Annotated in this window: 32 protein-coding genes; all 32 read right to left on the bottom strand. The window is 66.8% G+C overall.

Going from position 1 to position 21,022, the window contains the following annotated elements; all coding sequences use genetic code 11:
* Positions 1 to 4: 4 nt before the first annotated feature.
* The gene (map, locus tag SZ60_RS02385; RefSeq protein ID WP_043593332.1) at positions 5 to 838 is read right to left on the bottom strand and encodes a type I methionyl aminopeptidase; all 834 of its coding nucleotides are present in this window, start codon (positions 836 to 838) and stop codon (positions 5 to 7) included.
* 4 nt (positions 839 to 842) lie between these two features.
* A complete protein-coding gene (locus SZ60_RS02390) occupies positions 843 to 1,463 on the bottom strand; it encodes an adenylate kinase (RefSeq protein WP_043593334.1) in 621 nt (206 codons plus the stop codon).
* Positions 1,460 to 2,782 (bottom strand): preprotein translocase subunit SecY, encoded by a 1,323-nt coding sequence (gene secY / locus SZ60_RS02395; RefSeq protein ID WP_043593336.1) that lies wholly within the window; start codon positions 2,780 to 2,782, stop codon positions 1,460 to 1,462. Before secY ends, SZ60_RS02390 begins: the two co-directional genes overlap by 4 nt.
* Before the next feature lie 72 nt (positions 2,783 to 2,854).
* Positions 2,855 to 3,490 carry a 50S ribosomal protein L15 gene (gene rplO, locus SZ60_RS02400; protein ID WP_082059801.1) on the bottom strand — a complete coding sequence of 212 codons (636 nt, stop codon included), beginning with the start codon at positions 3,488 to 3,490 and terminating at the stop codon, positions 2,855 to 2,857.
* Positions 3,490 to 3,675, bottom strand: a complete 186-nt coding sequence (rpmD, locus tag SZ60_RS02405; RefSeq protein ID WP_043593338.1) for a 50S ribosomal protein L30 — start codon at positions 3,673 to 3,675, stop codon at positions 3,490 to 3,492. Before rpmD ends, rplO begins: the two co-directional genes overlap by 1 nt.
* Positions 3,675 to 4,415, bottom strand: a complete 741-nt coding sequence (gene rpsE / locus SZ60_RS02410; protein ID WP_043593339.1) for a 30S ribosomal protein S5 — start codon at positions 4,413 to 4,415, stop codon at positions 3,675 to 3,677. Before rpsE ends, rpmD begins: the two co-directional genes overlap by 1 nt.
* Complete coding sequence (gene rplR, locus SZ60_RS02415; RefSeq protein WP_043593341.1) at positions 4,412 to 4,783, bottom strand: 50S ribosomal protein L18; 372 nt, start codon at positions 4,781 to 4,783, stop codon at positions 4,412 to 4,414. Before rplR ends, rpsE begins: the two co-directional genes overlap by 4 nt.
* A gap of 2 nt (positions 4,784 to 4,785) precedes the next feature.
* A complete protein-coding gene (gene rplF / locus SZ60_RS02420) occupies positions 4,786 to 5,322 on the bottom strand; it encodes a 50S ribosomal protein L6 (protein ID WP_043593343.1) in 537 nt (178 codons plus the stop codon).
* Between the two features lie 6 nt (positions 5,323 to 5,328).
* Entirely contained in the window at positions 5,329 to 5,727 is a 399-nt protein-coding gene (rpsH, locus tag SZ60_RS02425; RefSeq protein ID WP_043593344.1) for a 30S ribosomal protein S8, read from the bottom strand.
* Between the two features lie 141 nt (positions 5,728 to 5,868).
* Positions 5,869 to 6,456 (bottom strand): 50S ribosomal protein L5, encoded by a 588-nt coding sequence (gene rplE, locus SZ60_RS02430; RefSeq protein WP_043593346.1) that lies wholly within the window; start codon positions 6,454 to 6,456, stop codon positions 5,869 to 5,871.
* Positions 6,456 to 6,815 (bottom strand): 50S ribosomal protein L24, encoded by a 360-nt coding sequence (gene rplX, locus SZ60_RS02435; RefSeq protein WP_043593348.1) that lies wholly within the window; start codon positions 6,813 to 6,815, stop codon positions 6,456 to 6,458. Before rplX ends, rplE begins: the two co-directional genes overlap by 1 nt.
* Before the next feature lie 3 nt (positions 6,816 to 6,818).
* Complete coding sequence (gene rplN, locus SZ60_RS02440) at positions 6,819 to 7,187, bottom strand: 50S ribosomal protein L14 (protein ID WP_043593350.1); 369 nt, start codon at positions 7,185 to 7,187, stop codon at positions 6,819 to 6,821.
* Between the two features lie 34 nt (positions 7,188 to 7,221).
* Positions 7,222 to 7,518 carry a 30S ribosomal protein S17 gene (rpsQ, locus tag SZ60_RS02445; RefSeq protein ID WP_043593352.1) on the bottom strand — a complete coding sequence of 99 codons (297 nt, stop codon included), beginning with the start codon at positions 7,516 to 7,518 and terminating at the stop codon, positions 7,222 to 7,224.
* A complete protein-coding gene (rpmC, locus tag SZ60_RS02450) occupies positions 7,518 to 7,841 on the bottom strand; it encodes a 50S ribosomal protein L29 (RefSeq protein WP_043593353.1) in 324 nt (107 codons plus the stop codon). The genes rpsQ and rpmC overlap by 1 nt, the downstream gene beginning before the upstream one ends.
* The gene (gene rplP / locus SZ60_RS02455) at positions 7,841 to 8,260 is read right to left on the bottom strand and encodes a 50S ribosomal protein L16 (protein WP_043593355.1); all 420 of its coding nucleotides are present in this window, start codon (positions 8,258 to 8,260) and stop codon (positions 7,841 to 7,843) included. The genes rpmC and rplP overlap by 1 nt, the downstream gene beginning before the upstream one ends.
* Positions 8,261 to 8,262: 2 nt before the next feature.
* Positions 8,263 to 9,042, bottom strand: coding sequence for a 30S ribosomal protein S3 (rpsC, locus tag SZ60_RS02460; protein ID WP_043593357.1), 780 nt, complete (start codon positions 9,040 to 9,042; stop codon positions 8,263 to 8,265).
* A complete protein-coding gene (gene rplV / locus SZ60_RS02465) occupies positions 9,042 to 9,434 on the bottom strand; it encodes a 50S ribosomal protein L22 (RefSeq protein ID WP_043593358.1) in 393 nt (130 codons plus the stop codon). Before rplV ends, rpsC begins: the two co-directional genes overlap by 1 nt.
* Positions 9,435 to 9,459: 25 nt before the next feature.
* Positions 9,460 to 9,741 (bottom strand): 30S ribosomal protein S19, encoded by a 282-nt coding sequence (gene rpsS, locus SZ60_RS02470; RefSeq protein ID WP_043593360.1) that lies wholly within the window; start codon positions 9,739 to 9,741, stop codon positions 9,460 to 9,462.
* Between the two features lie 12 nt (positions 9,742 to 9,753).
* A complete protein-coding gene (gene rplB / locus SZ60_RS02475; RefSeq protein ID WP_043593362.1) occupies positions 9,754 to 10,593 on the bottom strand; it encodes a 50S ribosomal protein L2 in 840 nt (279 codons plus the stop codon).
* Between the two features lie 18 nt (positions 10,594 to 10,611).
* Positions 10,612 to 10,911 (bottom strand): 50S ribosomal protein L23, encoded by a 300-nt coding sequence (rplW, locus tag SZ60_RS02480; RefSeq protein WP_043593363.1) that lies wholly within the window; start codon positions 10,909 to 10,911, stop codon positions 10,612 to 10,614.
* On the bottom strand, positions 10,908 to 11,570 hold the full coding sequence (gene rplD, locus SZ60_RS02485; protein WP_043593365.1) for a 50S ribosomal protein L4: 663 nt from the start codon (positions 11,568 to 11,570) through the stop codon (positions 10,908 to 10,910). Before rplD ends, rplW begins: the two co-directional genes overlap by 4 nt.
* A gap of 3 nt (positions 11,571 to 11,573) precedes the next feature.
* Positions 11,574 to 12,224: a 50S ribosomal protein L3 gene (gene rplC, locus SZ60_RS02490; RefSeq protein WP_167599061.1), complete on the bottom strand. Its 651-nt coding sequence runs from the start codon at positions 12,222 to 12,224 to the stop codon at positions 11,574 to 11,576.
* 19 nt (positions 12,225 to 12,243) lie between these two features.
* Entirely contained in the window at positions 12,244 to 12,552 is a 309-nt protein-coding gene (gene rpsJ, locus SZ60_RS02495; RefSeq protein WP_043593369.1) for a 30S ribosomal protein S10, read from the bottom strand.
* Between the two features lie 397 nt (positions 12,553 to 12,949).
* Positions 12,950 to 13,789 (bottom strand): DarT ssDNA thymidine ADP-ribosyltransferase family protein, encoded by an 840-nt coding sequence (locus tag SZ60_RS02500; RefSeq protein ID WP_052505103.1) that lies wholly within the window; start codon positions 13,787 to 13,789, stop codon positions 12,950 to 12,952.
* Positions 13,790 to 13,890: 101 nt separating this feature from the next.
* Complete coding sequence (locus tag SZ60_RS02505) at positions 13,891 to 14,883, bottom strand: DNA topoisomerase IB (protein ID WP_043593371.1); 993 nt, start codon at positions 14,881 to 14,883, stop codon at positions 13,891 to 13,893.
* Between the two features lie 90 nt (positions 14,884 to 14,973).
* Positions 14,974 to 15,186, bottom strand: a complete 213-nt coding sequence (locus SZ60_RS02510; protein ID WP_043593373.1) for an Rv0909 family putative TA system antitoxin — start codon at positions 15,184 to 15,186, stop codon at positions 14,974 to 14,976.
* 125 nt (positions 15,187 to 15,311) lie between these two features.
* Positions 15,312 to 16,502 (bottom strand): elongation factor Tu, encoded by a 1,191-nt coding sequence (gene tuf / locus SZ60_RS02515; RefSeq protein ID WP_043593375.1) that lies wholly within the window; start codon positions 16,500 to 16,502, stop codon positions 15,312 to 15,314.
* Between the two features lie 129 nt (positions 16,503 to 16,631).
* A complete protein-coding gene (gene fusA / locus SZ60_RS02520) occupies positions 16,632 to 18,746 on the bottom strand; it encodes an elongation factor G (RefSeq protein ID WP_043593376.1) in 2,115 nt (704 codons plus the stop codon).
* Positions 18,747 to 18,832: 86 nt separating this feature from the next.
* The gene (gene rpsG / locus SZ60_RS02525; RefSeq protein ID WP_043593378.1) at positions 18,833 to 19,303 is read right to left on the bottom strand and encodes a 30S ribosomal protein S7; all 471 of its coding nucleotides are present in this window, start codon (positions 19,301 to 19,303) and stop codon (positions 18,833 to 18,835) included.
* Positions 19,303 to 19,677 (bottom strand): 30S ribosomal protein S12, encoded by a 375-nt coding sequence (gene rpsL / locus SZ60_RS02530; RefSeq protein ID WP_043593380.1) that lies wholly within the window; start codon positions 19,675 to 19,677, stop codon positions 19,303 to 19,305. Before rpsL ends, rpsG begins: the two co-directional genes overlap by 1 nt.
* Positions 19,678 to 19,886: 209 nt before the next feature.
* Entirely contained in the window at positions 19,887 to 20,462 is a 576-nt protein-coding gene (locus tag SZ60_RS02535; protein WP_043593381.1) for a DUF6121 family protein, read from the bottom strand.
* Positions 20,463 to 20,618: 156 nt separating this feature from the next.
* Positions 20,619 to 21,022, bottom strand: a 404-nt coding sequence (locus SZ60_RS17360) for a hypothetical protein (protein ID WP_043593383.1), incomplete at its 5' end; no start/stop codon positions are given.

Genomic DNA, 21,022 nt, shown 5'->3' on the forward strand with positions numbered 1-21,022 from the left:
CGGGTCAGGCGATCGGGACGGGTGTCACTCCCAGCGGTGCCAGCCCCGCGGCTCCGCCGTCGTGCGCCGTGAGCACCCAGATGCCGCCCTCGTGGACCGCGATCGAGTGCTCCCAGTGCGCGGCCAGTGAGCCGTCGCGCGTGCTGACGGTCCACCCGTCGTCGTGGGTGACGGTGTCGATGCCGCCCGTAGTCACCATGGGCTCGATGGCGATGACCAACCCGGGCCTGACGGCGGGGCCACGTCCGCGGACGCGGTAGTTGAAGACCGGGGGGTCTTCGTGCATCGACCGCCCGATGCCGTGCCCGGTGTAGTCCTCGATGATGCCGTAGTCGCCCTGCGCGTCGATGTAGTCCTCGATGGCCCTACCGACCTCGTTCAGGTGCGAAGCCGAGGCCAGGGCGGCGATGCCGTGCCAGAGGGATTGCTCGGTGACCTCGTTCAGGCGGCGGCGCTCGGCCACGACGTCGGGGCGGTCGACGTCGTCCAGGACGAACGTGCGTGCGCTGTCGCCGTTCCACCCGTCGAGTTGCGCGCCGCTGTCGACCGAGACGAGGTCGCCCGGGGCCAGGACGCGAGAGCCCGGGATGCCGTGCACGACCTCGTCGCCGACCGACGCGCACACCGTGTGGCGGTACCCGGGCACCAACATGAAGTTGGGTTCTCCCCCACCGTCGCGGATGGCGGCCTCGGCCACGGCATCGAGCTCGATGGTCGACACGCCGGATCGCACGGCGGCCTGGACGGCATCGAGCGATGCTGCCGTCAGGAGTCCCGGCCCGACCAGACGTCGCAGTTCGTCGGCGGTCTTGTAGATGCCGGAGCGGCGGAACGCCACGACGTCAGGAGGCCGAAGCGACGGACGTGAAGCCGCGGGCGGCGAGGGCCGATTCGATGCGCCCGGCGACCTCGTCGATGCTGCCCAGACCGTCGACCTCGACCAGCAGGCCACGCTCTCGGTACGTCTCGATCAGGGGCGCGGTCTCGCGGAGGTAGACGTCCTGGCGGTGGCGAATGGCGTCCTCGGTGTCGTCGGAACGGCCCTGATCGAGGGCACGCTTGCGGAGGCGCTCGACGATCTCGTCACGGTCGGCGACGAGCTGGACCACGGTCGTCAGGGACTGACCCTGCTCGGCGAGGTGGTCGTCGAGGAACTCGACCTGCTGCAGGGTGCGCGGGTAGCCGTCCAGGAGGAACCCCTCGGCCGCGTCGGCCTGGGAGAGCCGGTCGGAGATGAGCTCGTTGGTGAGGCTGTCCGGGACGTAGTCGCCCGCGTCGAGGATCGCCTTCACCTTGAGGCCGAGCTCGGTCTCGTTCTTGACGTTGGCCCGGAAGATGTCACCGGTCGAGATCGCCGGGATGCCCAGTGAGTCGGCGATGGCCACCGCTTGGGTGCCTTTGCCGGCCCCGGGAGGGCCGACGATGAGGAGGCGCGGGCTGAGTCGGGTCTCAGCGGCACTCATCGGAGCAGACCCTCGTAGTGACGCTGCTGGAGCTGCGAGTCGATCTGCTTGACCGTCTCGAGACCGACGCCCACGATGATCAGGATGCTGGCACCGCCGAAGGGGAAGTTCTGGTTCGCACCGACCGTGGCCAAGGCGATCAACGGGATGAGCGCGATGATGCCGAGGTACAGGGCACCAGGCAGCGTCACACGCGTCAGCACGTAGTCGAGGTACTCGGCGGTGGGGCGACCGGCACGGATGCCGGGGATGAACCCGCCGTACTTCTTCATGTTGTCGGCGACCTCTTCGGGGTTGAAGGTGATCGCGACGTAGAAGTACGTGAACCCGACGATGAGCGCGAAGTACAGCACCATGTAGAGCGGGTTGTCACCCGAGGTCAGGTTCGCCTGCACCCAGCTGACCCACGCGGGCGGAGCCGTGCCGTCGGAGGGCTGGTTGAACTGCGCGACCAGGGCCGGCAGGTAGAGCAGCGACGACGCGAAGATGACAGGGACGACGCCCGCCATGTTGACCTTGATCGGGATGTACGTGTTGTTCCCGCCGTAGGTTCGCCGCCCGACCATGCGTTTGGCGTACTGGACGGGGATGCGCCGCTGGGACTGCTCGACGAAGACGACGAGCGCCATGATGATCAGACCGACGGCGATGACGAGCAAGAAGATCTCGAAGCTGCGCGACTGCGCGATGCTCCAGAGGGCGGTGGGGAATCGGGCAGCGATCGAGGTGAAGATCAGCAGCGACATGCCGTTGCCGATGCCGCGCTCGGTGATGAGCTCGCCCATCCACATGATGAGGCCGGTACCGGCAGTCATCGTGACGACCATGAGCATGACGGCGTACCACGCGTCGTTCGTGATCAGCTGGCTGCACTCGGCGATGCCCGACGAGCCGAACAGGGCGCCGGAGCGGGCCACGGTGATGAGGGTCGTGGACTGGAGGACGCCCAGGGCGATGGTGAGGTACCGCGTGTACTGCGTGAGCTTCGCCTGCCCGGACTGGCCCTCTTTGTAGAGGGTGTCGAAGTGAGGGATGACCACGCGCAGCAACTGCACGATGATCGACGAGGTGATGTAGGGCATGATGCCCAGCGCGAAGACCGACAGCTGCAGCAGGGCGCCACCGCTGAACAGGTTGACGAGCTCGTAGAGACCCGACGTGCCCTGGTTGCCGGCGAGGCACGCCTGGACGTTCTGGTAGTCGACGAACGGTGCGGGGATGAAGCTACCCAGCCGGAAGAGCGCGATGATGCCGAGCGTGAACCCGATCTTGCGACGCAGGTCGGGGGTGCGCATGATGCGCGCGACAGCTCTGAACACGTGGGGCCTCCCGGTATGAAGGATAGACGACTGATGGGGGTGGCCCTGGCGGACCACCCCCTCAGGTGATTTTTACTTGCTGACGGACCCGCCGGCGGCGACGATCTTGTCTTCGGCAGAGCCGGAGACCTTGTCGACCGCGACGGTGAGCTTGACGCTCAGATCGCCCTGTCCGAGGACCTTGACCTTCTCGTTCTTCCGAACGGCACCCTTGGCGACGAGGTCACCGACGGTGACGTCACCACCCTGCGGGTAGAGCTCGTTCAGCTTCTCGAGGTTGACCACCTGGTACTCGACGCGGAACGGGTTCTTGAACCCGCGCAGCTTCGGAGTACGCATGTGGAGCGGCATCTGGCCACCCTCGAAGCCGACCTTGACCTGGTACCGGGCCTTCTGACCCTTGGTGCCACGACCGGCCGTCTTACCCTTCGAGCCCTCACCACGACCGACGCGCGTCTTAGCCTTCTTGGCACCGGGAGCCGGACGAAGGTGGTGCACCTTGAGCACCTGGGGACGCGCGACGTCGTCGGAGGACGTCGTCGAGGCGGGAGCGACCTTGGTGGTCGAGCCCGTCGAAGCAGCGGCCTTGTCGGCTGCCGGCTTCTTGGCTGCGGCCTTGGGAGCTGCAGCCTTGGTGGTCGTCGCCTTGGGGGCGGCGGCCTTCTTCGGGGCGGCCTTGGCGGCGGCCTCGTTCTTCTCGTCAGCCATTAGTCAATCTCCTCGACCTTCACGAGGTGGGCGACCGTGTTGACGTAGCCGCGGTTCTGCTTGGTGTCCTCGCGAACGACCGACTGGCCGATGCGCTTGAGGCCCAGGCTCCGCAGCGTGTCACGCTGGTTCTGCTTCTCGCTGATTACGGACTTGATCTGGGTCACCTTGAGGTTGGCGGCCATCAGGCACCTGCCTTCTCGGTTGCGGCGGTACGAGCTGCCTGCTCGGCACGGACCATGAAGGCCGGCATGACAGCGTCGATGTCGAGTCCACGACGGGCGGCGACGGCGCGCGGCTCTTCGAGCTGCTGCAGCGCCTCGACCGTGGCGTGGACGATGTTGATCGTGTTCGACGAACCGAGCGACTTGCTCAGGACGTCGTGCACGCCGGCGCACTCGAGCACGGCGCGGACGGGACCACCGGCGATGACACCGGTACCGGCCGAAGCCGGACGCAGCATGACGACGCCGGCAGCGGCCTCACCCTGCACGGGGTGCGGGATCGTGTTGCCGATGCGCGGGACGCGGAAGAAGTTCTTCTTGGCCTCTTCGACGCCCTTGCTGATGGCCGTGGGGACCTCGCGGGCCTTGCCGTAGCCGACACCGACCAGGCCGTTGCCGTCACCGACGACGACGAGCGCGGTGAAGCTGAAGCGTCGACCGCCCTTGACGACCTTCGACACGCGGTTGATCGTGACGACGCGCTCCAGGAACTGGCTCTTGTCGTCACGGTCGCCGCGCCCGCGGCCACCCTGGTTGCGGTCACCGCGACCCTGGCCGCCACGGCGGTCGGTGCGACCACCCTCGCGGTTGTTCGACTCCGAGCCGGCAGCGGTCTCGACGGGACGCTCGACGACGGCCTCAGCCGGCGCCTTGGTCGCTTCGGTCTCTGCGGGGGGAGTGGTGTTCGTAGCGTCGCTCACAGGTTCAAACCAGCCTCTCGGGCGCCTTCGGCGATGGCCGCGACGCGTCCGGCGTACTTGTTGCCGCCGCGATCGAACACGACGGCCTCGATGCCCGCAGCCTTCGCACGCTCGGCGACGAGCTCGCCGACCTTGCGGGACTTCGCGGTCTTGTCACCGTCGAACGTGCGCAGGTCGGCCTCGAGGGTCGATGCGCTGGCGACGGTGAAGCCCTTGCTGTCGTCGACGACCTGCACGAAGACGTGCCGGGCCGAACGGGTGACGACGAGACGGGGGCGCTCTTCGGTGCCCACGACCTTCTTGCGCAGGCGGGTGTGACGGCGCTTGGTGGCAGCCGACTTGCTTTTTCCTCGTGTACCGAGACCCATGATTACTTACCTGACTTTCCGGCCTTGCGGCGGACGACCTCGCCGGCGTAGCGGACACCCTTGCCCTTGTAGGGCTCGGGCTTGCGCAGCTTGCGGATGTTGGCAGCCATCTCGCCGACGGCCTGCTTGTCGATCCCGACGACGGTGAGCTTGTTGTTGCCCTCGACCGTGAAGCTGATGCCCGCGGGCGGCTCGACGGTGATGGGGTGCGAGTAGCCCAGGGCGAACTCGACGTTCGAGCCCTTGGCCTGGACGCGGTAGCCGGTTCCGACGACCTCGAGGCCCTTGGTGTAGCCCTCGGTGACGCCGATGATCTGGTTGGCGATCAGGGTGCGCGTGAGGCCGTGGAGCGAACGCGACTCGCGCTCGTCGTCCGGACGGGTCACGACGACCGTGCCTTCTTCGATCTTGGCTTCGATGGGGCTCTTGACGACGAGCGACAGCTCACCCTTGGGGCCCTTGACGCTGACGGCCTGGCCGTCGATCTTCACGTCGACCCCGGCAGGGATCGAGATGGGGAGTCTTCCGATTCGAGACATGACGAGTTACCACACGTAGGCGAGGACTTCTCCGCCTACGCCCTTCTTCTGGGCCTCACGGTCGGTCAGCAGACCGGAGGAAGTCGACAGGATGGCGACACCGAGGCCACCGAGCACCTGGGGGATCTCGGTCGACTTGGCGTAGACGCGGAGGCCGGGCTTCGACACGCGCTTGATGCCCTTGATGGAGCGCTCACGGGCGGGGCCGTACTTGAGGTCGATCGTGAGGGTCTGGCCCACGCGGGCGTCTTCGACCTTCCACGACTCGATGAAACCCTCACGCTTGAGGATCTCGGCGATGTGGGACTTGAGCTTGCTGCTCGGGAGCGACACGGTCTCGTGGAAAGCCGAGTTCGCGTTGCGCAGTCTGGTCAGCAGGTCTGCGACCGGATCTGTCATCGTCATGCGGTTTGTCACTTTCTCGTCCGGTTTCGACATCCGGTACACCGGATGCCGACCTGGGCGATCGATTGGTCTACGAGCGGTTCTCGTCGACCTCAGGGGAACGGCCGGCAACTCTGAGGAAGAGTTGCCGACCGGACGATCTTAGTTGGCCGAGTCGGCCGAACGGAACGGGAACCCGAGCGCCTTGAGCAGCGCGCGACCCTCGTCGTCGTTCTTGGCGGTCGTGACGACGGTGATGTCGAAGCCACGGACGCGGTCGATGCGGTCCTGATCGATCTCGTGGAACATGCTCTGCTCGTTGAGACCGAAGGTGTAGTTGCCGTTGCCGTCGAACTGGCGGTCGCTCAGACCACGGAAGTCGCGGATGCGAGGAAGCGCGAGCGACAGCAGCCGGTCGAGGAACTCCCAGGCACGGTCGCCACGAAGCGTGACGTGCGCACCGATGGGCTGGCCCTCGCGGAGCTTGAACTGCGCGATGGACTTGCGAGCCTTGGTGACCTGGGGCTTCTGGCCGGTGATGGCCGTCAGGTCCTTGATGGCACCGTCGATGATCTTGCTGTCGCGAGCGGCCTCACCGACACCGGTGTTGACGACGATCTTCACGAGTCCGGGCACCTGGTGCACGTTCGTGAAGCCGAAATCGGACTTCAGCTGCTCGATGATCTCGGCGCGGTACTTGGCCTTCAGCCGCGGGAGGGCCGTGGCGGCCTGCGTGGTGGTGTCGGTCATCAGAGGTTCTCACCAGACTTCTTGGCGTAACGGACGCGAACGGTCTTGGACACGCCGTCCTTGGTGACCGTCTCTTCGCGGAAGCCGACGCGGGTGGGCTTCTTTGTCTTGGGGTCGACGACGGCGACGTTCGACACGTGGATGGGAGCCTCGTGCGTCTCGATGCCACCGGTCTTGGAACCACGCTGGGTCTGGCCGACGCGCACGTGCTTGGTCACGAAGTTGACGCCTTCGACGACCACGCGGTTGCGCTCGACGAGCACCTCGAGGACCTTGCCCTGCTTGCCGCGGTCTCCGCCGCGGGCCTGCGAGGCACCGGTGATGACCTGCACGAGGTCACCCTTCTTGATGTTTGCCATGACTTAGATAACCTCCGGCGCCAGCGAGATGATCTTCATGAACTTCTTGTCGCGGAGTTCGCGACCGACCGGTCCGAAGATGCGGGTTCCGCGGGGGTCTCCGTCGGCCTTCAGGATCACTGCGGCGTTCTCGTCGAACTTGATGTAAGAGCCGTCCGGACGACGGACCTCTTTCTTGGTGCGAACGATGACGGCCTTGACGACGTCACCCTTCTTCACGTTGCCGCCGGGGATGGCGTCCTTCACCGTGGCGACGATGACGTCACCCAGGCCGGCGTAACGACGGCCGGAGCCACCGAGGACGCGGATGGTGAGGATCTCTTTTGCCCCGGTGTTGTCGGCGATCTTGAGGCGGGATTCTTGCTGAATCACTTGTGTCTCCTTCTACGCAAGCAGGCCGCGAGGCCTACTTCGCCTTCTCGAGGATCTCGACCAGGCGCCAGCGCTTGGAGGCGCTGAGCGGACGGGTCTCGCTGATCACGACGAGGTCGCCGACACCGGCCGCGTTGGCCTCGTCGTGGACCTTGACCTTGGACGTGCGGCGGATGACCTTGCCGTACAGGGGGTGCTTCACGCGGTCCTCGACCTCGACGACGATGGTCTTGTCCATCTTGTCGCTGGTCACGTAGCCGCGACGCGTCTTGCGGTAGCCGCGGACCTCGACGGCAGCCGAGTCGACCTCGGTCTTGTTCTCGGTGGCCATTACTTGCTCTCCTCGGCGGTCTCGTCAGCCGACTCGGCCGGCTTGTCAGCCTTCTTGGTCGACTTCTTGGCGGCCTTGGGGGCAGCCTCGACGGGGGCGGGGGTGGCACGGATGCCGAGCTCGCGCTCACGCAGGACCGTGTAGATGCGAGCGATGTCGCGCTTCACGGCACGCAGGCGGCCGTGGCTCTCGAGCTGGCCGGTGGCCGACTGGAAGCGGAGGTTGAAGAGTTCTTCCTTCGCCTTCTTCAGCTCATCGACGAGACGCTCGTCTTCGAATGTGTCGAGCTCGACAGGACGGAGCTCCTTGGAACCGATCGCCATTATGCGTCGCCCTCCTCGCGCTTGATGATGCGTGCCTTGAGGGGCAGCTTGTGGATTGCGCGAGTGAGCGCCTCTTTGGCGATCTCCTCGCTCACGCCGCTGAGCTCGAAGAGCACGCGACCCGGCTTGACGTTCGCGACCCACCACTCGGGCGAGCCCTTACCGGAACCCATGCGGGTCTCGGCGGGCTTCTTCGTGAGGGGACGGTCGGGGTAGATGTTGATCCACACCTTTCCGCCACGCTTGATGTGACGCGTCATCGCGATACGAGCGGACTCGATCTGACGGTTGGTCACGTAAGCGGGCGTGAGGGCCTGGATGCCGTACTCACCGAAGCTGACCTTGGTGCCACCAGTGGCCTGGCCACTACGGCCCGGGTGGTGCTGCTTGCGGTGCTTGACACGACGGGGGATAAGCATGGTTACGCCTCAGCTCCTGTGGTGGCGGGTGCCTTCTGCTCGCGGGGAGCGCGGTCGCCCCCGCCGCGGCGGGCGCCGTCACGGTCGTTGCGGCGCTCGGGGCGAGACGACTTCTGGTTCGCCTGCTCGCGCGCGAGCTCCTTGTTGGTGATGTCGCCCTTGTAGATCCAGACCTTGACACCGATGCGACCGAAGGTGGTCTTGGCCTCGTAGAAGCCGTAGTCGATGTTGGCGCGGAGGGTGTGCAGGGGGACGCGACCCTCGCGGTAGAACTCCGAGCGGCTCATCTCGGCGCCGCCGAGACGGCCCGACACCTGGATGCGGACACCCTTGGCACCGGCACGCTGAGCGCCCTGGAGCCCCTTGCGCATCGCACGACGGAACGCCACGCGAGCAGCGAGCTGCTCGGCGATGCCCTGGGCGACGAGCTGAGCCTCGGCCTCGGGGTTCTTGACCTCGAGGATGTTGAGCTGGATCTGCTTGCTCGTGAGCTTCTCGAGGTCGCCGCGGATGCGCTCGGCCTCGGCGCCACGACGACCGATCACGATGCCCGGACGGGCGGTGTGGATGTCGACGCGGACGCGGTCACGGGTGCGCTCGATCTCGATCTTGGCCACGCCGGCGCGGTCGAGCGAGGTCTTGAGCAGGGTGCGGATCTTGACGTCCTCGGCGACGTAGTCGCTGTAACGCTGTCCCGGCTTGGTGCTGTCGGTGAACCACCGCGACACGTGGTCGGTGGTGATGCCCAGACGGAAGCCGTACGGGTTGACTTTCTGGCCCATTACTTGCTCGCCTTCTTCGTAGCGTCGGCAGCCTCGACCTCATCAGGCGTCGAAAGGACGATCGTGATGTGGCTGGTGCGCTTCAGGATCTTGAAGGCGCGGCCCTGTGCACGCGGCTGGAACCGCTTGAGGGTGGCGCCCTGGTCGACGAATGCACGACTGATGTACAGGTCCTGCTCGTCGAGGTAGCTGTTCGAGGCATCCGCCTTGACCCGAGCGTTGGCCATGGCCGACGCGACGAGCTTGTAGACGGGCTCGCTGGCACCCTGAGGCGCGAACTTCAGGATCGCCAGAGCTTCGGCTGCCTGCTTGCCGCGGATCAGGTTAACGACACGGCGGGCCTTCATGGGGGTGACGCGGATGTGACGCACGCGTGCGATCGACTCCACCATTTCTCTCCTCCTTCACGTCGCCGCGTTAGCGGCGACGACCCTTCTTGTCGTCCTTCACGTGACCACGGAAGGTGCGGGTGGGCGCGAACTCACCGAGCTTGTGGCCGATCATGCTCTCGGTCACGAACACGGGGATGTGCTTGCGTCCGTCGTGCACGGCGATGGTGTGCCCAAGCATGTTGGGGACGATCATCGAACGGCGCGACCAGGTCTTGATGACGTTCTTGGTGCTGGCCTCGTTCTGCGAGACGACCTTGCGAAGCAGGTGGTCGTCAACGAAGGGGCCCTTCTTAAGACTGCGTGGCATCTTCTACAACTCCTACTTACGCTTCTTGCCAGCGTTACGACGACGGACGATGAGCTTGTCGCTCTCTTTGTTGGGGTGACGCGTGCGGCCCTCTTTCTGGCCCCACGGGCTGACCGGGTGGCGTCCACCGGAGGTCTTGCCCTCACCACCACCGTGAGGGTGGTCGACGGGGTTCATGGCGACACCACGCACGGTCGGGCGGACGCCTTTCCAGCGCATGCGGCCGGCCTTGCCCCAGTTGATGTTCGACTGCTCGGCGTTGCCGACCTCGCCGATCGTGGCGCGGCAGCGGGCGTCGACGTTGCGGACCTCGCCCGACGGCAGACGGAGCTGCGCGTAGGGGCCGTCCTTGGCGACGAGACGCACCGAGGCGCCGGCCGAGCGGGCCATCTTCGCGCCTCCACCGGGCTTGAGCTCGATGGCGTGGATGACGGTACCGACGGGGATGTTCTTGAGCGGCAGGTTGTTGCCGGGCTTGATGTCGGCAGCGGGGCCCGACTCGACGACGTCGCCCTGCTTCAGCTTGTTCGGCGCGATGATGTACCGCTTGGTGCCGTCCACGAAGTGCAGGAGCGCGATGCGAGCCGTGCGGTTGGGGTCGTACTCGATGTGAGCGACCTTGGCGTTGACGCCGTCCTTGTCGTTGCGACGGAAGTCGATCACGCGGTACTGGCGCTTGTGGCCACCACCGATGTGACGGGTCGTGATGCGGCCGGCGTTGTTACGGCCACCGGACTTCGAGAGCGGGCGCAGCAGCGACTTCTCGGGCGTCGATCGCGTGATCTCCGCGAAGTCGGCGACCGACGAACCGCGGCGACCCGGGGTCGTGGGCTTGTAGTTACGAATTGCCATGATTTATGCCTCTGCTCCCTAGCCGACAGCCGTGAAGATGTCGATGGAACCGGACTTCAGCGTGACGATGGCGCGCTTGGTGTCCTTGCGCTTGCCGGTGCCGAAGCGGGTGCGACGGGTCTTGCCCGTTCGGTTGAGCGTGTTGATGCTGTCGACCTTGACGTCGAAGATCTTCTCGATGGCGAGCTTGATCTCGGTCTTGTTCGAACGCGGGTCCACGAGGAAGGTGTACTTGCCCTGGTCGATCAGGGAGTAGCTCTTCTCGGAGACGACGGGCGCGATGATGACGTCGCGGGGGTCTTTTCCGTAGCCGCTCATGCGGTGGCCTCCTTCTTGGTCTTCGAGGCGACGAAGCCGTCGAAGGCGCTCTTCGTGAAGACGATGTCGTCGCTGACGAGGACGTCGTAGGCGTTCAGCTGGTCGAACGTGATCACGTGGACCGTGGGCACGTTGCGGACGCTCTTGAGGGTAAGCGTGTCGTCGCGGTCGGTGACGATCAGGACGTGCTTGCTCGAGGCGATCGACGCGAGCAGCTCGAGGGCGACCTTGGTCGAGATCGAGTCGGCGACGAAGCTCTCGACGACGTGGACGCGAGCGCCACGAGCGCGGTCGGACAACGCACCGAGCAGGGCTGCGGCGATCATCTTCTTGGGGGTGCGCTGTGCGTAGTCGCGGGGCTGCGGACCGTGGACGATGCCACCGCCGGTCATCTGAGGAGCACGGATCGAACCCTGACGGGCGCGGCCGGTGCCCTTCTGCTTGAACGGCTTGCGGCCGGCGCCGGAGACCTCGCCGCGACGCTTGGTCTTGTGCGTGCCCTGACGTGCGGCGGCCTGCTGGGCGACGACGACCTGGTGGATGAGCGGGACGTTCGTGACGACGTCGAACAGCTCGACGGGGAGCTCGACCGTGCTGGTCTTCTGGCCCTTGGCGTCGACGACGTCGACCGAAGCGGCCGATGCGGTAGTGGTGGCCATGAGCTACTTCCCCTTCACGGCGGTGCGGACGAAAACGATGCGGCCACGAGCACCGGGGACGGCGCCCTTGACGAGCAGCAGACCCTTCTCGGCGTCGACGGCGTGCACCGTGAGGTTGAGGATGGTGACGCGCTCGCCACCCATGCGACCGGCCATGCGCATGCCCTTGAAGACACGGCTGGGGGTCGAGGAGGCACCGATCGAACCGGGCTTGCGGTGGTTGCGGTGCGCACCGTGCGAGGCGCTGACGCCCTTGAAGTTGTGACGCTTCATGACACCGGCGAAGCCCTTGCCCTTGGACGTTCCGACGACGTCGACCTTCTGGCCGGCTTCGAAGGTGTCGACCGTGAGCTCTTGGCCGAGTGCGTACTCGGCGGCGTCGGCGGTGCGGACCTCGGTGAGGTGGCGGCGGGGCGTGACGCCCGCGGCGTCGAAGTGACCCGTGGCGGGCTTGTTCGACTTGCGGGGGTCGATCTGGCCGGCCGCGATCTGCACGGCGGTGTAGCCGTCCTTCTCGAGCGAGCGGACCTGGGTCACGACGTTCGGGGCGATCTCGACGACGGTGACGGGGACGAGCTTGTTGTTCTCGTCCCAGACCTGGGTCATGCCGAGCTTCTTGCCGAGCAGGCCCTTGACGTTCTTGGTGGTGCTGATGGTCATGGTCGCCCCCCCCCTACAGCTTGATCTCGATGTTGACGTCGGCAGGCAGGTCGAGACGCATGAGCGAGTCGACGGCCTTCGGCGTCGGGTCGACGATGTCGATGAGGCGCTTGTGCGTGCGCTTCTCGAAGTGCTCGCGCGAGTCCTTGTACTTGTGGGGCGAACGGATCACGACGACCACGTTCTTCTCGGTCGGGAGCGGCACGGGGCCGACGACCGTAGCGCCCGCGCGGGTGACCGTGTCGACGATCTTGCGCGCGGAAGTGTCGATGACCTCGTGGTCGTACGACTTAAGTCGGATGCGGATCTTCTGTCCCGCCATGTGTGACTCTCTCTCGTTCGGACGTCGCGCACCTCGGGGGCCGCCTGACGCTGTTCGCTGGGCGAACATCTGTTGGCACTACGTGTCTCTCGCGTACCGCTGTTCTTGTGTCAATCCATCTGCCGAAACCGGCCGGTGCCCGCGAGGAAGGACCCGGGGAGGGCCATCTTCGCCACCGCCACCTGCACCCGGGGCTTCGCCCCGGCGCACCGCGACCGAAGGTCACGGCGGTGGTTTCGTTGTGAGATGCGTCCTGCTACCCGCGGCCCAGACGCCTCACGTCTGTGCACTGCCTGGCAGTGATCCGACACCCGGCGCAGAGGCCAGGCTCGAAATGTTGAACTAGACGATTTTGCCACACGCCTGCATTTGCTGCAACCCGGGCGTGTCGCGGATCTCAGACCGCGTCGACGACCGGAGCCGGGCGGAACCACGGCGGGTAGACGGCGACGCGCGGTGCGTCGGCGCCCAGCTCGGCGAGCGTGTCCTTCACGGCGTCACGGACCTTGTCGTTCGGGACGCCCACGAGCGTCACCGAGGAGAAGGGCACCGAACCGGGGACGAGCACCTCCGGCCCGAGCAGGTCGGGGTCCTTCAGGCTGAAACGACGGACCATCGACGACGCGTCGTCGAGGCCCGCGGCCGCGCGGACGCCCTCGACGGCCGCATCGCCCTCGGTCACCACGAAGTCGTCGCCGAGCGACGCGACGGGAACGACGAGCATGACGAAGTCGATGGCGCGGGCCTCACGTGCGGCATCGGACCACTCGTAGCCCTCGGCTCCGGTACGGACGGCGTCCCAGGCGGTCGCGTGGGGCGACAGCGAGAACGGCACGTGCGCGGCGACGGGCTGACCCGACGCGGTCGTGACGGACGCGCGGAGGGCCCGGGTCGCCTCGGAGCTGACGTCGAGCACGGGGGTCGCGCCGGCCTGCAGCGCGCCGGCCTCGAGGATGCCGGGCAGGTTGGACACGTGCGTCCAGTGGTAGGCGCGCTGGGTCGAGAACTCGGGGACGGGGGTGGCGGCCGTCTGAGCGGCCACGGCGACGGCGGCCGAGTCACGGGCGAGTGCGGGGGTGCTGCGCAACGACTCGGGCTTGCGGTTGGAGGGGCGGCGGCGGGTGGTGACCGACCGTGCGGCGGTCGAGGGCATGCCGTCGGCGACGCCCTCGCGCTTGCGGGGAGCACAGATGTCGCACAACTCTCGCTCGAATCCGTGGATGCACTCGTCAGTCACTGCAGTTGTTCCTCTCGGGCGCCCCGAACGGGACGCGACCCTCTAGGTTACGTCACGACGGGGACCGTCCGCAGACCGTGGTCGACGACGTCGCCCGGGACTCAGCGGAACAGCAGCGCCCGGACCTCCGATTCGGCGGCGTGCAGGCGGGCAGGGTCGATGGTCTCCCCGTGCCGGTACGCATCGACCAGGCGGGGATCGACGTACGAGGACTTCGCGATGGCCGGGGTGTTGCCGAGCACGGCGGCGGCGTCCCGCATCGCCTGGGCGAGGCACCTCGACTGGCGGGAGGCCGAGGACTGCGGCCCGGAGCGAGCCAGGCTGACGGCGGCGGCGACGGTTCCGTGAAGGGTGCGGAAGTCCTTCGCGGTGAACTCGTCGCCGGCCCTCTCCTTGACGTAGTCGTTGATCTCGGTCGCTCGCAGCGGGTGCCATGCCGAGCGCGCCTCCCCCGCTCCCCCACCGTCGGCCTTCCAGGCGAGCAGCCGGGCCCGCCCGCCGCGCCGTTTCAGGCTGCGGACGACGGCCGCGAGGTCGACGTCGCGGATCTCGGAGTCCCAGTCCTGGCCGCTCTTGCCGGGGAAGGCCAGCGACACCGTGTCGCCGGAGACGGTCGCGTGCGCGCAGAGCAGCGTCGAGAGCCCATGGCTGCCGTGTTCCTGCGCGTAGCGCTCGGACCCCACGCGCAGGGAGCCGGTGTCGAGCATGCGGAAGGCGGCGGCCAGGACCCGCTCGCGCCCGGCCCCCGGGACGCGCAGGTCGTGCGTCACGAAGCGACGGGCGGTCGGCAGCGACTCGGCGAGGGCGAGGGCCCGGTCGAACTTGATGCGGTCCTTCTGCTCACGCCACGTCGGGTGGTAGATGTACTGACGCCGACCGGCGGCGTCGACGCCCGTGGCCTGGATGTGGCCGTTCTCGTACGGGGAGATCCAGACGTCGGTCCAGGCCGGTGGGATGGCGAGGTGCTCGATGCGGGCCCGCAGCTCGGTGTCGGCGACGGCCGTTCCGTCAGCGGTGCGGTACGAGAATCCCCGTCCTGCCCGGACCCGGGTCAGCCCGGGTCGGCTCGAATCGGTCCTCCGGAGGCGCGGCATCGGTCGAGTGAACACCGCGCGTCGCCGAGGGGCCTGGGCGGGGTACAGCGAAGCCCCCGCCGAGGAGACGGGGGCTTCGCAGGGGACGACCTACTGGTTGCCGAGCTTCTTGTCGGCCTGTTCTTTCGCCTGGTGGATCTTGTCGGTGTGCTTGCCACCGGTGGCCTTGTCGGCCGCGGCAGCGACGGCGTCGAGGATGTTGTCGCTGACACCCTCGGCCTTCTCGCTCTTGAGCGCGTCCTGCACCTTGCCGTCCTTCAGGAAGGCCTGCGCCTTCTTCGTGATGTCGTCGAAACCTGCCATGACGTCCTCCCGTCGGCGTCGGTCCGTCCGACGTCTCCCCCATCGTGCCCTGCCGACGCGAAAGAGGCCAGGCCCCGAAGGGCCTGACCTCTCTCGTCAGATCAGCAGTTCTGCGTGAACAGGAATTACTTGTTGATCTTGGTGACCGTACCGGCACCGACCGTGCGACCACCCTCGCGGATGGCGAAGCGCAGACCGGCTTCCATGGCGATCGGCTGGATCAGCTGGACGCTGATCTCGGTCGTGTCGCCGGGCATGACCATCTCGGTGCCCTCGGGCAGCGTGATGACACCCGTGACGTCGGTGGTGCGGAAGTAGAACTGCGGACGGTAGTTCGCGTAGAACGGGTTGTGACGCCCACCCTCGTCCTTCGACAGGATGTAGACGTTCGCCTCGAACTCGGTGTGCGGCGTGACCGAACCGGGCTTGACGACGACCTGGCCGCGCTCGACGTCCTCGCGCTTGGTGCCGCGGAGGAGGAGACCGGTGTTGTCGCCAGCCTGGGCCGAGTCGAGCAGCTTGCGGAACATCTCGATGCCGGTGACGGTGGTCTTGACGGTCGGGCGGATGCCGACGATCTCGACCTCTTCGTTGACGTTGAGCTGACCGCGCTCGACACGACCGGTGACGACGGTGCCACGACCGGTGATCGTGAAGACGTCCTCGATGGGCATGAGGAAGGGCTGGTCGGTGGCGCGAACGGGCTCGGGCACGTTCTCGTCGACGGCGTTCATCAGCTCGGCGACCGTCTCGGCCCACTTCTCGTCACCCTCGAGGGCCTTGAGAGCGGAGACCTGGACGATCGGGGCGTTGTCGCCGTCGAACTCCTGGCTCGAGAGGAGCTCGCGGACCTCGAGCTCGACGAGCTCCATGATCTCTTCGTCATCGACCATGTCGGCCTTGTTCAGGGCGACGACGATGTAGGGCACGCCGACCTGGCGGGCGAGCAGGACGTGCTCACGCGTCTGGGGCATGGGACCGTCGGTGGCGGCGACGACGAGGATCGCACCGTCCATCTGAGCGGCACCGGTGATCATGTTCTTGACGTAGTCGGCGTGGCCGGGAGCGTCGACGTGAGCGTAGTGGCGCTTCTCGGTCTGGTACTCGACGTGCGAGATGTTGATCGTGATGCCGCGCTGCTTCTCTTCAGGCGAGTTGTCGATCTGGTCGAACGCCGACGCCGTGTTGAGGGTGGGGTACTTGTCGTGCAGGACCTTGGTGATCGCTGCGGTGAGCGTGGTCTTGCCGTGGTCGACGTGACCGATGGTTCCGATGTTGACGTGCGGCTTGGTCCGCTCGAACTTGGCCTTAGCCACTGTGGGTCCTCCTCAGGACTCGGTTGCAGTGCGGCCCGGGGGCCGGGTCGATGACCCGGCCTACCGGTCGCCCTGCGGATTGGTGTGTGTACATGTTACGCGGTCGTCGGACGACCACGCGGTTCAGGACTATTCGCCCTTGTTCTTCTGGATGATCTCTTCGGCGACGGCCGAGGGCACCTCTTGGTACGACTCGAACGTCATCGAGTAGACGGCCCGGCCCGAGGTCTTCGACCGCAGGTCTCCGACGTAACCGAACATCTCCGACAGCGGCACGCTGGCCCGAACGACCTTCACACCACTGGCGTCTTCCATCGACGAGATCTGCCCGCGTCGCGAGCTGAGGTCGCCGATGACGTCGCCCATGTATTCCTCGGGCGTACGGACCTCGACCGCCATGAGCGGTTCGAGGAGAACGGGCTGGGCCTTGCGAGCCGCCTCTTTGTAGGCGATCGACCCAGCGATCTTGAACGCCATCTCGGACGAGTCGACGTCGTGCGCCGCACCGTCGAGCAGCAGCGCGCGGACGCCCACCGTCGGGTAGCCGGCGAGCACGCCGACCTGCATGGCGTCCTGGATGCCGGCATCGACCGAGGGGATGTACTCGCGGGGGATGCGGCCACCGGTGACCTTGTTGACGAACTCGTAGGTCGACTCGGCCGTGACCTCGAAGGGCTCGAGAGCGATCTGCACCTTGGCGAACTGACCCGAACCACCGGTCTGCTTCTTGTGGGTGTAGTCGTAGCGCTCGATGCCCTTCTTGAGGGTCTCGCGGTACGCGACCTGGGGCTTGCCGACGTTGGCCTCGACGTTGAACTCGCGCTTCATGCGGTCGACCAGGATGTCGAGGTGGAGCTCGCCCATGCCCTTGATGACCGTCTGGCCCGTCTCGGCGTTGAGCTCGACGCGGAACGTCGGGTCTTCTTCGGCGAGCTTCTGGATGGCCAGCGACAGCTTCTCTTGGTCGGCCTTCGTCTTCGGCTCGATCGCGACCTCGATGACGGGCTCGGGGAACGTCATCGACTCGAGGACGATCTGGTCGGACGGGTCGCACAGGGTGTCACCGGTCGTGGTGAACTTGAGGCCGATGACGGCGTAGATGTGACCGGCCGTCACGCTGTCGACCGGGTTCTCCTTGTTGGAGTGCATCTGGAAGATCTTGCCGATGCGCTCTTTCTTGTCCTTGGTCGAGTTGATGACCTGGGCGCCGGACTCGATGGAGCCCGAGTAGACGCGGACGTAGGTGAGACGACCGAAGAAGGGGTGCACCGCGACCTTGAAGGCGAGAGCCGAGAAGGGCTCGGTCGACTCGGGCTTGCGGATGATGATCTTCTCGGCGTCGCGGACGTCGTGGCCCTCCATCGGAGGCACGTCGAGCGGCGAGGGCAGGTAGTCGATGACCGCGTCGAGCATGGGCTGCACACCGCGGTTCTTGAAGGCCGAACCACAGAAGATCGGGTAGAGCTCGGAGTTGACCGTCATCTTGCGGACGGCACCCTTGATCTCGGCGATCGTGAGCTCTTCGCCACCGAAGTACTTCTCGAGCAGCACGTCGTCGGACTCGGCGACGGTCTCGAGGAGCTTGGCGCGGTACTCGGCCGCCTTCTCCTTGAGGTCTTCGGGGATCTCTTCGATCTCGTACTTCGCACCCAGCTCGACGTCACCCTTGGCGTCGCCGCGCCACGTGAGGGCACGCATCTCGACCAGGTCGACGACACCCTCGAAGGAGCTCTCGGCACCGATCGGGAGCTGCATCACCAGCGGCTTGGCGCCGAGGCGGTTGATGATCGTGTCGACCGTGAAGTAGAAGTCGGCGCCGAGCTTGTCCATCTTGTTGACGAAGCAGATGCGCGGGACGTCGTACTTGTCGGCCTGACGCCAGACGGTCTCGGACTGGGGCTCGACGCCCTCTTTTCCGTCGAAGACGGCGACGGCACCGTCGAGCACGCGGAGCGAACGCTCGACCTCGACCGTGAAGTCGACGTGGCCCGGGGTGTCGATGATGTTGATCTGGTTCTTGTTCCAGAAGCAGGTCGTCGCCGCCGAGGTGATCGTGATGCCGCGCTCTTGCTCTTGCGCCATCCAGTCCATCGTGGCGGCACCGTCGTGGACCTCACCGATCTTGTGGGTGATGCCCGTGTAGTACAGGATGCGCTCGGTGGTCGTCGTCTTGCCAGCATCGATGTGAGCCATGATGCCGATGTTGCGGACCTTGTTCAGGTCGGTGAGCACATCTTGTGCCACGGGTTCCTCCGAAGGGATAGGTGGGGAAGTGGGGGGACGAGGAGGTGCGGTGCGCGTCGTGCGCACACCGCGCCTCCTCGTGCCGGTTACCAGCGGTAGTGCGCGAAGGCCTTGTTCGACTCGGCCATCTTGTGGGTGTCTTCGCGACGCTTGACAGCGGCGCCCAGACCGTTCGACGCGTCGAGGATCTCGTTCATGAGACGCTCGGTCATCGTCTTCTCGCGACGAGCCTTGGCGTAGCTGGTGAGCCAGCGGAGGGCCAGGGTGTTGGCGCGGTGGGGCTTGACCTCGACGGGGACCTGGTAGGTCGAACCGCCGACGCGACGCGAGCGGACCTCGAGGGTCGGGCGCACGTTGTCGAGCGCCTTCTTCAGCGTGGCCACGGCATCTTGGTCGTTCTTGGCGGTGACGCCGGCGAGAGCACCGTAGACGATGCGCTCGGCGAGCCCCTTCTTGCCGTCGAGGAGGATCTTGTTGACGAGCTGGCTGACGATCGGCGCACCGTAGACCGGGTCGGCGACGACAGGGCGCTTGGGCGCGGGTCCTTTACGAGGCATTACTTCTTGTCCTTCTTCGCACCGTAGAGGCTGCGAGCCTGCTTGCGGTTCTTCACGGCCTGGGTGTCGAGGGCGCCACGGACGATCTTGTAGCGCACACCGGGGAGGTCTTTGACACGACCGCCACGCACGAGCACCATCGAGTGCTCTTGCAGGTTGTGGCCCTCGCCGGGGATGTAGGCGGTGACCTCGGTGCCGTTCGAGAGCTTCACACGAGCGACCTTGCGGAGCGCGGAGTTCGGCTTCTTGGGGGTGGTGGTGTACACACGCGTGCACACGCCACGCTGCTGGGGGTTGGACCGCAGGGCGGGGGCCTTGGTCTTGACGACCTTCGGCGTGCGTCCCTTACGGACCAGCTGCTGAATAGTTGGCACTGGTTCTCCTCATCGGATCTCGGCGTCGTCCTCTCGAACGCGCCGAGTCGCGCTGCTCTCGCATCGCTCTGCTCTGTCCGGCTGATCAGCCGGCATCCTCGTCTCGGTGGCCGAGACGGTCTGCCCGTCTCGGCCGCGAGGTCGAGGGGGCTTTTATTCGGGCGCGCGGTCAGGCGCACACCCGAAAGAGCTTATCTTGCGGTAGTGCCTTAATCAAATGGTCGAGGCTCGGGGCGCCCTGGGTCGACGCGCGACAGGGCGAGGGTGCCCCCGACGACGAGTCCGGCGCAGATCGCCGAGCCGATCACGAACGGCGACACGGCGTACCGGGCGGCGAAGAGCAGCACCCAGACGAGCTCCTGTCGCACGAGGCCGTAGACGACTCCCCCGACGGCGAGCATCAGGACGTACACGAGGGCCGAGGTGACGATCGTCGGGACGAGGAGGTGCGGTGCGGGCCCTCGGGGGCCGGCCACCTCGTCACCGGTGCCGGAGCGCGTCCCACCCGAGGCGCCCGGGCGGGCGAGGACGGCGGGCTGGGCGGGGAACGTGCCCCGCACCTCCGGAGCCCTGTCGTCGCGGGCGTCGGAGAGCGCCGCCGACCGCAGCAGCGACAGCAACACGACGAGCACGGCGGCGGCGACCATCAGCGGGCCGAGCAGCGTGCCGGCGTCGGGCTCGTCGATCGGGTCGCGGTCGAGCAGCAACGCCTCGAAGCCCGCGACCATGATGACGAGCGCACCGAAGAGGACGGTGCCCATGACGGCGTAGACGGCTCGGGACATCCTTCGAGGCTACGCGCCCGCGGTGGGCGCGGTGGCCCGCCGATGCGCCACCCCGCCACGATGTGGACACGCCGCCACGTTTTCTCGTGGCGGCGTGTCCAGATCGTGGCGTCCTGGGACCGGCGGCGGCCGGGGCCCGGCCTGAGGGGTCTCGCGCTACTGGCCGGCGGCGGTGTCCGAGCTCGTGCCGTCGGTGCCCTCGGCCGTGGCGGCGGGGGTCTCGGCGGCCTGGTCGGCCTGGGTCGCTGCGGCGTCCTGGAGGACGTAGACGAGGCCGCCGACGGTCCACTGGTCGGGAACGCCGGTCGCGTCGCCGGCCTCGGAGCTGCCGGTGCTGGCGAACGTCGTCACGAGGAAGAGCCGCGACCCGCCCTGCAGCTTCGACAGGAAATCACGGGCCTGGGCGTAGCTGCCCTGGATGCTGACCGTGATCGGGATCGACGAGAAGTTCGTCGCGGTGACGAGCGGGTCGGTCACGAGGTCGGGGGCGGTGGGCGCGGCGGGGGCGGTGGCCGCCGCGTCGGTCCCGGCCGCGTCGGATGCCGCCGCGTCGGTCGCGG

Source organism: Frigoribacterium sp. MEB024 (genome assembly GCF_000878135.1).
GTDB lineage: Bacteria > Actinomycetota > Actinomycetes > Actinomycetales > Microbacteriaceae > Frigoribacterium.